Source organism: Eubacterium sp. BIOML-A2 (assembly GCF_009680135.1).
GTDB lineage: Bacteria > Bacillota > Clostridia > Lachnospirales > Lachnospiraceae > Faecalicatena > Faecalicatena contortus_B.
In genome coordinates, this window is the sequence record NZ_WKZK01000004.1 from 76,223 (window position 1) to 88,491 (window position 12,269).

10 protein-coding genes and 1 other annotated feature are annotated in these 12,269 nt (G+C 46.7%); of the genes, 7 read left to right on the forward strand and 3 right to left on the reverse strand.

The window, feature by feature from the left end:
* Positions 1 to 2: 2 nt before the first annotated feature.
* Entirely contained in the window at positions 3 to 1,094 is a 1,092-nt protein-coding gene (locus GKG43_RS02515; RefSeq protein ID WP_129878451.1) for a DnaD domain protein, read from the reverse strand.
* Between the two features lie 347 nt (positions 1,095 to 1,441).
* Entirely contained in the window at positions 1,442 to 2,818 is a 1,377-nt protein-coding gene (murC, locus tag GKG43_RS02520) for a UDP-N-acetylmuramate--L-alanine ligase (protein ID WP_129878453.1), read from the reverse strand.
* Positions 2,819 to 3,032: 214 nt separating this feature from the next.
* Here murC and GKG43_RS02525 point away from each other — a divergent pair, with 214 nt between their 5' ends.
* From GKG43_RS02525 to spoVG, 3 genes are all read left to right on the forward strand, one after another.
* Complete coding sequence (locus GKG43_RS02525; RefSeq protein ID WP_129878455.1) at positions 3,033 to 4,307, forward strand: glucose-1-phosphate adenylyltransferase; 1,275 nt, start codon at positions 3,033 to 3,035, stop codon at positions 4,305 to 4,307.
* Positions 4,304 to 5,422 carry a glucose-1-phosphate adenylyltransferase subunit GlgD gene (glgD, locus tag GKG43_RS02530; protein ID WP_050641924.1) on the forward strand — a complete coding sequence of 373 codons (1,119 nt, stop codon included), beginning with the start codon at positions 4,304 to 4,306 and terminating at the stop codon, positions 5,420 to 5,422. Before GKG43_RS02525 ends, glgD begins: the two co-directional genes overlap by 4 nt.
* 73 nt (positions 5,423 to 5,495) lie before the next feature.
* Positions 5,496 to 5,783, forward strand: a complete 288-nt coding sequence (spoVG, locus tag GKG43_RS02535) for a septation regulator SpoVG (RefSeq protein WP_025654554.1) — start codon at positions 5,496 to 5,498, stop codon at positions 5,781 to 5,783.
* 99 nt (positions 5,784 to 5,882) lie between these two features.
* Here the strand turns inward: spoVG and GKG43_RS02540 are convergent, their stop codons facing one another.
* Complete coding sequence (locus GKG43_RS02540; protein ID WP_129878457.1) at positions 5,883 to 6,563, reverse strand: RluA family pseudouridine synthase; 681 nt, start codon at positions 6,561 to 6,563, stop codon at positions 5,883 to 5,885.
* 88 nt (positions 6,564 to 6,651) lie between these two features.
* On the opposite strand from GKG43_RS02540, the gene GKG43_RS02545 reads away from it, so the two are divergent.
* The 4 genes from GKG43_RS02545 (at position 6,652) to proS (ending at position 12,198) form a co-directional block, all read left to right on the forward strand.
* Positions 6,652 to 7,629: a calcium/sodium antiporter gene (locus tag GKG43_RS02545; RefSeq protein ID WP_154253253.1), complete on the forward strand. Its 978-nt coding sequence runs from the start codon at positions 6,652 to 6,654 to the stop codon at positions 7,627 to 7,629.
* A gap of 9 nt (positions 7,630 to 7,638) precedes the next feature.
* Positions 7,639 to 9,006, forward strand: a complete 1,368-nt coding sequence (locus GKG43_RS02550) for a 5-bromo-4-chloroindolyl phosphate hydrolysis family protein (protein ID WP_129878459.1) — start codon at positions 7,639 to 7,641, stop codon at positions 9,004 to 9,006.
* Positions 9,007 to 9,046: 40 nt separating this feature from the next.
* A complete protein-coding gene (locus GKG43_RS02555) occupies positions 9,047 to 10,180 on the forward strand; it encodes a toxic anion resistance protein (RefSeq protein ID WP_050641921.1) in 1,134 nt (377 codons plus the stop codon).
* A 150-nt stretch (positions 10,181 to 10,330) separates the two neighbouring features.
* Positions 10,331 to 10,539, forward strand: a binding site (T-box leader).
* Positions 10,540 to 10,755: 216 nt separating this feature from the next.
* Entirely contained in the window at positions 10,756 to 12,198 is a 1,443-nt protein-coding gene (gene proS / locus GKG43_RS02560; protein WP_129878461.1) for a proline--tRNA ligase, read from the forward strand.
* Positions 12,199 to 12,269 lie beyond the last annotated feature (71 nt).

Genomic DNA, 12,269 nt, shown 5'->3' on the forward strand with positions numbered 1-12,269 from the left:
TTTTAATTACTGTTTAATAGTTGCTCTTCCAGCGATTCCATGTCGTAGGCGCGTCTTTCGAAGTTGTTAAGATTCTTGGTGACTGGCTTCTGCCTTGAGTCAGAAGACTTCCTGGAAGATTTTTCTTTCTGGAAGGCGGCGTCCAGAACAGCGATATCTTTCAGATGGATTACCTGATTTTCATTCCATTTGGTGAGGATCGAATCAGCATATTCAAAACTGGGCTGATGGGTAGCTGTTATAGTCCGGCTGCAGGCTTCCTGAATGATATCGAGAGTAAAGCCGAATTCCTCCGTCCATTTCTTAATATAAGAAAGTTCAGCTGCTGCGGGTCCTCTGTTCTTAATACCAAATGCATTCAGAACGGTGTAGCAGTTCTTATTGTATGCCGAGGAATGCTGGCGGGCCTGTTCGACCGAAGTGATACCACTGTCTGACCAGGAGAGGGCAACTTTCTGAATATAGTGAATACTTCTATGACCGTTCTCAACGCAGGATTCAATCAGATATTCGATTAAATCGGCTGACATGCCAAGTGTCTCATAAAAATATGTAATAGCGTCCACATCGGTGCTGGACAAGGTCTTGCCGAGGTACTGTTCCGCTATGAAAAGAAGCGACTTTAATTCTTTTTGCGCTTTGAAGGAAGTCAGGGGAATTGCTTTTGACTTCGGTTCAGCCGGACACGCAGCTGCAGGCTGCGAGGCTGGCTGTGCAGAGGGCTTCCGCTCTCTGGCTGCCGGCTTTGCAGCGGCAGGAGAGCCCTTCAAGGCAGTTACTTTTCTTGGGGCGATGGAGGGGGTCCGTTCCAGTTCAATTCCAATGATCCGGCCTTCTTCATCTTTTTCCAGGCTTAAAAGCCCTTCAGATTCCCAAAATCTGAAGGCCCTCAGAATATCGTTCTCGGTGTTGTTCAGACAATCAGCAATCGTAGAGATTGTGAGAGAAGAACAGGGATCATCGAGATGCCTCAGCAGGAATAAATAGACCTTTACAAATTCACCGTTCGCCTGGATCATATAGTTATCTATAAAATCATTTGTAACCAGGGTCACGTTTGTCTGGAATTTATTCTTCAATGTCAGTGTTTTCATAAATTATGTTTCCCCACCCTTCACTTTTTTGCAACCGTTCAAGCAGGCCTGAACGGTGACCTTTTCTTACCAGAGTATGTCAGATCGAATACATACCCGGCTGAATGTTCCGCTTAGTAGGATGATTAAGGCAGATTTAAAAAGCGCAGCCGTATCTGCGCTGGTTAAATCGGGGTTAATCAGGCCGCTGAGCGGGAAGGTCAGGCGGGTGCAGTATTAGTCTTAAATAGATTTAACTCTTATGCGTATAGGTATTATAGCACCTTATTGTTGAGGGACAAAGTGTTTTTTAGTGGGTAAAACAGAGTTTTTTGTAGATAACTGTGTGGGGAAAGTGTGGATAAGTTTTATTTTAACAGTTCTTCCCCGATATTTACTACATCTCCAGCTCCCATAGTTATCAACAGGTCACCGGGTTTACAGTTCTCTCTTAAGAAATCTTCGATTTCCTCAAAACACGGAAAATAATGTGAGTCGGTTCCCAGTTTTGAGAGCTCCTGCGCCAGATCGCTGGAGGATATTCCCAGCGTATCCGTTTCTCTTGCGGCGTAGATATCTGCTAAGACCACATGGTCCGCATGGGACAGAGCCTCTGCAAACTCATGGAAAAATGCCTTTGTCCGGGTGTAAGTGTGGGGCTGGAATACACACCACAGTCCTTCGTGCGGATAGTGCTTTGCAGCCTTTAAGGTTGCGGCAATTTCTGTGGGATGGTGGGCATAATCATCCACGATTGTGGTGCCGTTTAGGGTGCCCTTGTATTCAAAACGGCGGTCTGTCCCGGAGAAGGAGATCAGCCCCTTCTGTATCATATCGGCTGGAACGCCAAGCAGCTCTGCAACTGCGATAGAAGCAAGCGCATTGGAAACATTGTGGTCTCCGGTGACAGAAAGGACAACGTGTTCTGCAGGAGTTCCGTTCCGAAGCAGGTCAAAAGAGACACAGCCTTTATCGTCGTAACTGATATTCTGCGCGCTGTAGTTGGAATCCGGGGAACTTCCGTAAGTGATGACGCTGCAGTTAAGCCCATCGCAGATCTCTTCATAGTTCTGTATATTTGAATTGATAACAAGGGTTCCGTCGGGAGGGAGCAGGGATGCAAACTGGTGAAATGAATGACGGATATCTTCCAGGTCTTTGAAAAAGTCCAGATGATCTTCTTCTATATTGAGGATAACGCTGATTCTGGGGTAAAAATCCAGAAAGCTGTTTGTATATTCACAGGCTTCCGTAATAAAGGTTTCGGAATTACCTACACGTATGTTGCCGCCGATGGCCTGCAGAATGCCGCCAACCGATATAGTTGGGTCCAGATTTCCTTCCAGGAGAATATGGGAAATCATGGAGGTGGTTGTGGTCTTCCCATGTGTTCCGGAAACGGCAATGGGATTCTTATAGTTTTTCATCAGCTGTCCAAGCAGTTCTGCCCTGGTAAGCATCGGTATCTTACGTGCAACTGCTTCAATCAGCTCCGGATTATCACGGCTGATAGCAGCAGTGTAAACCACACATTCAATCCCATTTATAATATTGCCGGCCTTCTGTCCGTAAAATATGCGGGCACCCTTGTCTTCCAGCTGCTGAGTTAGTGGTGACTTTCTGGAATCAGAACCAGATACTGTAAATCCTTCTTTTAGAAGTATCTCGGCCAGACCACTCATGCTGATGCCGCCAATCCCTATAAAATGGATATGAATTGGTTTTTTGAAATTGATCTTATACATAAATTTATTCCTTCTCCTTTAAAAAAATCTTAAAATTTGTCATAAACATTAACTGCTTTTTATATTATACTATATATGGGGAAATTTTAAAGATGTTCTTTTTGTGCAAAATTAACAAAAAGGCAAAACGTTCCGCTAAAAATTTGTAAAAAATGTGTGCGGGAGATAAAAGTGTGTTATAATAAACCCAACTAACTAGAAATGAGGTGACGACATGATTAAAAAGGAAATGATTGCAATGCTGTTAGCAGGAGGACAGGGCAGTCGATTGGGAGTCCTTACCGCAAAAGTGGCCAAGCCGGCAGTTGCATTTGGCGGAAAGTACCGTATCATTGATTTCCCGCTCAGTAACTGTATTAATTCAGGCGTTGATACCGTGGGTGTTTTAACACAGTATCAGCCTTTACGATTGAATACTCATATAGGAATTGGAATTCCGTGGGATTTGGACCGCAATGTCGGAGGGGTGACGATTCTTCCGCCGTACGAGAAGAGTACAAGCAGTGAGTGGTATACAGGGACAGCGAATGCGATTTACCAGAACCTCGACTATATGGAGACTTACAATCCTGACTATGTGCTGATTCTTTCCGGTGACCATATTTATAAGATGGATTATGAAGTGATGCTGGATTTCCATAAGGCGAATAAAGCGGATGTCACCATAGCAGCCATGCCGGTACCGATGGAGGAAGCAAGTCGTTTTGGTATTGTCGTTACAGATGATGAGAGCAGGATCAAAGAATTCGAAGAGAAACCGGAAAAACCGAGCAGCAACCTGGCATCAATGGGTATCTACATATTCAGCTGGCAGGTACTGAAGGATGCATTGCTTAAACTTTCGGAACAGCCGAATTGTGATTTTGGGAAGCATATCATTCCGTACTGCCACGAGAATGGCAAGCGGATGTTTGCATATGAGTATAACGGCTATTGGAAAGATGTCGGAACACTGAGCTCTTACTGGGAAGCAAATATGGAATTAATCGATATTATCCCCGAGTTCAACCTCTATGAAGAATTCTGGAAGATCTATACCAACAGTGCCAATATTCCACCACAGTATATTTCGGAACAGTCCGTAGTTGACAGATGTATTATCAGCAACGGTTCGGAGATCTACGGCGAGATTCATAATTCTGTGCTTGGAGGCGGTGTAACTGTAGGTAAGGGGAGCATTATCAGAGACTCCATTATCATGAGGGATGTTACCATTGGAGATAACTGCGTGATTTATAAGGCGATTATTGCCGAGGGAACCAAGGTTGGCAATGATACTGTGATCGGGATCGGAAGCGAAGTCCCGAACAAAGAAAAACCGAATGTTTATGGCGGCGGCCTCGCAACCATCGGGGAGAATTCAGTAATACCGTCCGGAGTGCAGATCGGTAAGAATACCGCCATTAGCGGTGTTACGTCCATAGAGGATTACAGCGCCGGAGTACTTGCAAGCGGAGAGACATTAATAAAGGCAGGTGATCGTGTATGAGAGCAGTAGGTATAATCTTAGCAGGCGGAAACAACAGAAAGATGATGGAATTGACCTCCAAACGTGCTGTTGCGGCGATGCCGGTAGCGGGCAGTTACAGAGCAATAGATTTTGCATTGAGTAACATGGCAAACTCCCATATTCAGAAGGTTGCTGTGCTGACGCAATATAATGCAAGATCCCTGAATGAACATTTGAATTCATCTAAATGGTGGGATTTTGGAAGAAAGCAGGGGGGGCTGTTCGTATTCACCCCTACGATTACGGCGGAGAATGGATACTGGTACCGTGGAACGGCGGATGCTGTCTATCAGAATCTGGATTTCCTGAAGAAGTGCCATGAGCCGTATGTAATCATTACATCAGGAGATGCGGTGTACAAGCTTGACTATAATAAAGTGCTTGAGTACCACATCGCGAAGAAGGCAGACATTACCGTTGTGTGCAAGGATCTGGAAGCCGGGGAGGACGCTACCCGCTTTGGCACCGTGCGCATGAATGAATCCGCAAGGATTGAAGAGTTTGAGGAAAAGCCGATGGTGGCTCACTCACATACGATTTCTACTGGTATCTATGTCATCAGGAGAAGACAGCTTATCGACCTCATCGAGCACTGTGCAGAAGAGGAAAGACATGATTTTGTAACCGATATTCTGATTCGTTATAAGAATCTGAAGAAAATATACGGTTATAAGATAAACAGCTACTGGAGTAACATCTCAACAGTGGACGCATATTACCAGACAAATATGGATTTCCTGAAACCGGAGGTGCGCAGCTATTTCTTTAAGGAGCTTCCGCCGGTGAATTCCAAGGTCAGTGATCTTCCGCCGGCTAAGTATAATCCGGGGGCGGTTGTTAAGAACAGTCTCATTGGAAGCGGAAGTATTATTAACGGAACCGTTGAAAATTCCGTTTTATTCAAAAAGGTATTTGTGGGCAATAACTGCGTTATCAAGAACTCTATCATCCTGAACGACGTTTATCTTGGGGACAATACTTACATTGAAAACTGTGTAGTAGAGAGTCGCGATACGATAAGAGCGAACACAAGGCATGTTGGTGAGAATGGTGTGAAAGTGGTAGTTGAGAAAAACGAACGGTATGCATTATAAAGGTTAGGCTTATTGAGTCATGTCTCAATAGGGCGCAGAACTAATGCAGGCGGAGAAAGGAGACTTGAACATTATGCAAATCACAGATGTGCGTGTGCGCAAGGTGGCAAAGGAAGGGAAGTTGAAGGCAGTTGTTTCTATCACAATTGACGACGAATTTGTTGTCCATGATATTAAAGTGATAGAAGGCGAGAAGGGCCTGTTTATCGCAATGCCGAGCAAGAAAGCTCTTGACGGTGAATACCGTGACATCGCGCACCCAATCAATTCCGGGACCAGAGAGCGTATTCAAAGTACAATCCTGGAGAAGTATTCCCAGTCAATAGAGGACGAGCCGGAAACAGTTCTTGGGGAAATGTAAATGTAGTAAATGGAAGGCTGCTGCAGCTCTTGCGAGCTTGCAGCAGCCTGTTTTTTCAAAAAAGGGGTCTGACCCCTTTGTACCTGATTGTTATAAATTTCACAATGCGACGATATTTATTGATTTAAGCCGGTCTGTCTGGAAGTCCATTATTTTGCCTGAGCGCGGATGTTTAAACTTCAAACGGCAGGCAAACAGCTGAAGCCCGCAGGACTCAGAGGTCTTCTCGGATTCCCGGCCATACTTTCTGTCACCGGCGATGGGGGTTCCCATATGTGCCATCTGTACTCTGATCTGGTGGTGGCGGCCTGTTTCCAGGGTGATCTCCGCCAGGGAACAGGCAGAATCCGGACTGGATTCTATAATTTTATAATGCAGGAGCGCTTTTTTTGCACCCGGAGTTTCAGGTGTGCAGACCTTTGTCGTATTGTTTCTGCCGTCTTTTACAAGGTAATCTGCCAGATCTCCCTCCATGGCGGCGGGGATTCCGGTAAGGAGCGCACGGTAATGCTTGCCGAATCCGAACCGGGTCAGCTGTTTGTTCAGTTCCCGGGCGGCAGCAGGCGTCTTGGCAAATACGAGAAGGCCTTCCACCGGCTGATCGAGGCGGTGGATGACGGCGAGGTAGGGCGGCTGTTTTCTGGGATTGTTTTTATGGATATGGTTTTTCAGAATACTGATCATATCGGGGGTTCCTATTCGGCTGCTTTGGGTTGGTATTCCGGCCGGTTTGACACAAACGATGATGTCCTCGTCTTCATATAAGATGTCCGGGTTCATTTTATTTACTCCTTTGCTGGTATATCCTTGACTTTTCAGAAAAATCTGACTACACTGATTATCGTATAAAAGAAAAGCGAGGTCAAGTATGATAACATATCTGCTGTTAATAATAGGTTTTTTTCTGCTGATAAAAGGTGCGGATTTTTTTGTGGACGGAAGTTCAAGCATTGCAAAGATATTACGGGTGCCATCAATCATTATCGGCCTGACAATCGTCGCTTTTGGGACAAGCATGCCGGAGGCCTCCGTCAGTATAACGGCTGCACTTCAGGGGAAAAATGACCTTGCAGTCAGTAATGTGATCGGTTCGAATATATTTAATCTGCTGGTTGTACTTGGGGCAAGCGCGATGGTGCGTCCAATTCAGGTGAAGTGGTCTATACTGAAAAGAGAGTTCCCGTTTTCTATAATAATCACATTGGTTTTATTGCTGGGGCTTACCGGATTTCATTTCAGCGGCATACTTGAAAATGACAGAGAATACGTACTCACAAGAGGCGTGGGAATTTTTCTTCTGGTTCTGTTTATTGGATTTTTATGCGTCGCAGTGACCGATGCCATGCACTCCCGCAGGCAAATAGAACAGTCGGGAGAGCCTGTAGAAGAATATGAAGTCTTGACTCCTCTTCGCAGTGTGGGTTATATTGTAATTGGGATAGCTGGCATCATCATCGGCGGCAACTTTGTTGTGGACAGCGCGACGGAGATTGCACTGAGTTTTGGATTAAGTCAGACATTTATCGGGCTTTCTATAGTAGCATTGGGGACTTCCCTGCCCGAGCTGGTAACTTCAATGGTGGCAGCTAAAAAGGGGGAAAATGATCTCGCACTGGGCAATGTGGTTGGCTCTAATGTATTTAACATTCTGTTGATCTTAGGGGCTTCCGCATCTATTACACCGATTACTGTAAATGCTTTTGCGGTTTGGGATACGGTGATCCTGATCGCGGCAAGTTTTCTGGTGTATGTGTGCGCTGTCAGCAGAAAGGGACTGTCTAAGCTGGAAGGCTTATTGTTTCTGCTGTTTTATGCAGGATTTTTTGTATATATTCTGACAAGGTAGGTGGAAAAGATGAAGAACCAGGATTGGGAACGATTTGGGGAAGATATCCGCAGGACGGTGCAGGATGCTGTGGATTCCCAGGATTTTAACAGGTTAAACCAGACAATTACAAATACCGTTAATCATGCCATGGATGGACTGGAAAAAGGCATTCATACAATGGGGGATGCTGTAGGGGATGCAGTTGACAAGACTGCGAAGAACTTTAAAAATCAATCCTGGCAGAACAGCCGCCGGCAGTCCAACGGGAATACATACAGGTATCAGGGAGGCCCGGGGCAGGAAAACGCAGGTTACCGATGGAACACGGATTCCGGACAAAGACGGGAACAGGGATGGCAGGGACAAAGAACGCAGGACCGCGCAGCGGCTGCAGGCCGGCAGTACCGGAACGTGCAGAATTCCCCGCCTGTTCAGAAGAATTCCCGTCTGTTTGTAAGCACGACCGGAACCAAAGTCGGAGGGGTTATTCTTGCTGCTGCAGGTTATACACTGGGAATTTCCATGCTTTTATTGCTGATACTCGTTGTGGTTGTAGGAATTACTGCTTTTGATTTCAGCAGCAGTTTCCGGGTAACAGCGTGCGTGCTGGGGGCATTTCTGGGGGCTGGGGCCATTCTCGCTGGTGTCGGGACAAGTCTTCTTGGAAAAGTGAAGCGGTTCCGTGTATATATCAGAGAAATGGGCGGAAAAGAATACTGTGAAATCAAGGAGCTGGCACAGCGCTTGAAAAAACCCCCCAAGTATATCGTAAAAGATCTTGAAAAGATGATCAATAAAGGCTGGTTCATGCAAGGGCATCTGGACGGCCAGAGAACCTGCCTGATCGTCAGCAATGAGGCCTATGCCCAGTATACAGACCTCATGCAGCGCATAGAAAAGCAGAAACAGGAGGAACGTTTGGAGAAAGCGCGCCGGGCTGAGGAGGATATGAATATGGACCCGCAGGTAAAAGAGATTATCCGGGCGGGGGATGAGTATATCAAAAAGATCGAAAAATGTAATGATGCGATTCCGGGGGAAGAGATTTCGGCAAAGATATCCCGTATACAGACCCTGGTGGACCGGATTTTTGACCGGGTTGAACAGAATCCGGAGAATTTACCGGATATCCGGCGGATGATGGAGTATTATCTTCCGACAACAGTCAAGCTTCTGGAGGCCTATGAGGAGCTGGATGCACAGCCGGTTCAGGGAGCCAATATTATTTCATCCAAGAGTGAGATCGAGAAAACTCTGGATACTTTAAATGCAGCGTTTGAGAAACTTCTGGACAGCCTGTTCCAGGATACGGCATGGAATGTATCGGCCGATATATCGGTTCTGAACACAATGCTGGCACAGGAGGGACTTACCAAGGACGATTTTAAAAAGTAGAAAAAAATTAGATGCAGACTTACCGGATGGAGGAAGTAAAATGAACAACGAATTTGAAGGATTTGCAGCAACCCCTGAACTGACGCTGGAACCTTTCCAGGAGCAAAAACAGGCAGTAGAGGTCGTGGAGAAAGAAGAAGTTGTATTTGATGACAACATATTGACGGATGAAGAAAGACGGGCAGTCGATAACTTTGCAAACCAGATCGACCTGACCAATTCTTCCGTTATTCTTCAGTATGGGGCAGGCACACAGAAGAAGATGGCGGACTTTTCTGAGACGGCGCTGGAGAACGTTAAGACGAAAGACCTGGGGGAAATCGGAGACCTTTTGTCTGGCGTAGTGAAAGAGCTGAAGGATTTTGATGAAGAGGAAGAGAAGGGGTTCCTGGGGATATTTAAGAAGACTTCTAACAAAATAAATGCCATGAAGTCAAAGTATACTAAGGCGGAGACAAACATTAACCAGATATGTAAAGTACTTGAGAACCATCAGGTACAGCTGTTAAAAGATATTGCGATACTGGATAAAATGTATGAGGTGAATCTGACCTACTTTAAAGAACTTTCCATGTATATACTGGCAGGAAAAAAGAAACTGCAGGAGGTACGCACCACGAAACTTCCGGAACTGCTGAATAAGGCCCAGAGAGACGGACTGCCGGAGGATGCACAGGCTGCCAGAGACCTGGACTCCATGTGCAACAGATTTGAAAAGAAAATACATGACCTCGAGCTGACCCGCACCATTTCAATCCAGACCGCGCCTCAGATCCGCCTCGTGCAGGGGAATGACACCCTTATGGTAGAAAAGATCCAGTCCACGATCGTAAATACCATACCATTGTGGAAGAGTCAGATGGTTCTGGCTCTCGGTGTGGAGCATTCGGCTCAGGCAGCTGCTGCCCAGCGCGAAGTGACAGACATGACAAATCAGCTGCTGCGTAAGAATGCCGAGAAACTGAAAATGGCAACAGTTGAAACTGCCAAAGAGTCAGAACGCGGCATTGTAGACATTGAAACGCTGAAGATGACGAACGAATCTCTGATTTCTACGCTCGACGAAGTGATGCACATCCAGCAGGAGGGCAGACAGAAACGCCGTGAGGCAGAGCAGGAGATGATGCGTCTGGAGGGCGAGCTGAAACAGAAGCTGCTGCAGGTTCAGGGATAAGATGACGTTACTGTATAAGTCCGCAGGGAATGAAAGGTAACGTAACAGGACAGACTTTCCTGAACTGATACAAGGCGAAGCCGTCAGGATCAAGATTAGCGGAGCAGAATCCCTTGACAAAGAGAGGGTTTTCGAGTAGAATCACAGTTACTACAGGCGATGAACGGGAATAGTATATGCAGGAAACGATACAGAGAGGAGGCCGTTAGGTGTGAGGCCTTTGCGGAGAATGTATAGAACCGGCCCGGGAGCTGCTGTGTGAAAGCACGGCGTAGAACCGGCGTTAACGGTGTTTGAGTGAGCTGCGTCAGGAGATGCAGTTAATTAGGGTGGTACCGCCGAGACTTTCGGTCCCTTTTTGGAGGGGAAGAAGGTCCCGGCGTTTTTGTATATTTAAGTATACCCAAAGGGCATCCCGTAACTCATGCCCTGCGGGCGGATCTGCAGCAAGCTGCAGAATAATGTATAACCGGCATACCCGGGATACCTGAGTATACAAAAACACCGGGACAGCACGACTTTCTGACACATGAAATACGGGCAGGGGCCCTGGAGAATGGAAAAGGAGACATATTATGGCTAAGGAAAAGAAACTGGTTGAATCAATCACATCAAGAGACGAGGACTTTGCACAGTGGTATACAGATGTAGTCCGTGAGGCAAAGCTGTGCGACTATTCGGGAGTAAAAGGATGTCTGAATTATCTGCCCAATGGGTATGCAATCTGGGAGAATATCCAGAGCGGCCTCGACAGGCGGTTTAAAGAGACCGGAGTAGAGAATGTCTATCTTCCTGTTCTGATCCCGGAGGCATTGCTTCAGAAGGAATCGGACCATATTGAAGGATTTGCTCCTGAAGTGGCATGGGTGACCCACGGCGGCCTGGAGAGACTGCAGGAAAGATTCTGCATCAGGCCTACATCAGAGACCATGTTCTGTGATTTGTGGAGCAGAACAGTGCAGTCTTACCGGGATCTGCCGAAAGTATGGAATCAGTGGTGTTCCGTATTGCGATGGGAAAAGACCACGAGACCTTTCCTGCGTTCCAGAGAATTCTTGTGGCAGGAAGGACATACGATCCATGCAACATACGAAGAGGCGGAGCAGCGGACACTGACCATGCGTGATGTATACAGAGACTTTATTCAGGATGACCTGGCAATTCCCCTGATTTCCGGGCGGAAAACAGAAAGTGAAAAGTTTGCCGGGGCGCAGGACACATACACAGTGGAGGCGCTGATGCACGATGGAAAGGCACTGCAGTCCGCAACAAGTCATTTCTTTGGAAGTGCATTTCCGGATGCGTTTGATATCAAATATGCGGATAAGAACAACGAGCTGCACAGTGTATATGAGACATCCTGGGGGCTGTCCACGAGAATCATCGGCGCCATTATCATGGTGCACGGCGATGACAGCGGCCTGGTGCTGCCGCCGAGAATTGCACCTGTCCAGACGAGAGTGATTCCGATCGCCCAGCACAAAGAGGGCGTTCTCGAGAAAGCGAACGAACTGCTTGGCGCCCTGAAGGATGCGGGCTATAAGGCGAAGATCGATGATTCGGAAAAGAGTCCCGGGTGGAAATTCAGTGAGCAGGAGATGCTCGGCATCCCGACCAGAATAGAAATCGGTCCAAAAGACATTGAAAACAATCAGGTTGTAGTAGTACGGCGCGATACAAGAGAAAAAATCGTCGTATCCATGGACGAGATTACGACAAAATTGGGCGACATCCTGGAAACAATCCAGAAAGATATGTTTGACAGGGCAAAAGCATTTCTGGATTCCCATATAGACAGTGCGGTAACGATGGAAGAAATGAACGAAAAATTCCAGGGCAACCGTGGATTTATCAAAGCTATGTGGTGTGGTGACGAGGCTTGTGAAGACGAAATCAAAACCCAGACAGGCGGTGCATCTTCCAGATGTATCCCGGATGACGAAGAACATCTCTCAGACGTGTGCATCTGCTGCGGAAAACCGGCGAAGCATATGGTCTACTGGGGAAAAGCGTACTAAACTGTGAGGAGGGGCCAGTCCCTTCTGCAAAGGGGGCCGCCCCTTCTGCAGAGGGGTCTGACCCCTTTGAA

Excerpts from the sequence above, each read along its gene's own strand:
- GKG43_RS02515 (WP_129878451.1), bottom strand. The coding sequence starts at position 1,094 with ATGAAAACACTGACATTGAAGAATAAATTCCAGACAAACGTGACCCTG.
- murC (WP_129878453.1), bottom strand. The coding sequence starts at position 2,818 with ATGTATAAGATCAATTTCAAAAAACCAATTCATATCCATTTTATAGGG.
- GKG43_RS02525 (WP_129878455.1), top strand. The coding sequence starts at position 3,033 with ATGATTAAAAAGGAAATGATTGCAATGCTGTTAGCAGGAGGACAGGGC.
- glgD (WP_050641924.1), top strand. The coding sequence starts at position 4,304 with ATGAGAGCAGTAGGTATAATCTTAGCAGGCGGAAACAACAGAAAGATG.
- spoVG (WP_025654554.1), top strand. The coding sequence starts at position 5,496 with ATGCAAATCACAGATGTGCGTGTGCGCAAGGTGGCAAAGGAAGGGAAG.
- GKG43_RS02540 (WP_129878457.1), bottom strand. The coding sequence starts at position 6,563 with ATGAACCCGGACATCTTATATGAAGACGAGGACATCATCGTTTGTGTC.
- GKG43_RS02545 (WP_154253253.1), top strand. The coding sequence starts at position 6,652 with ATGATAACATATCTGCTGTTAATAATAGGTTTTTTTCTGCTGATAAAA.
- GKG43_RS02550 (WP_129878459.1), top strand. The coding sequence starts at position 7,639 with ATGAAGAACCAGGATTGGGAACGATTTGGGGAAGATATCCGCAGGACG.
- GKG43_RS02555 (WP_050641921.1), top strand. The coding sequence starts at position 9,047 with ATGAACAACGAATTTGAAGGATTTGCAGCAACCCCTGAACTGACGCTG.
- proS (WP_129878461.1), top strand. The coding sequence starts at position 10,756 with ATGGCTAAGGAAAAGAAACTGGTTGAATCAATCACATCAAGAGACGAG.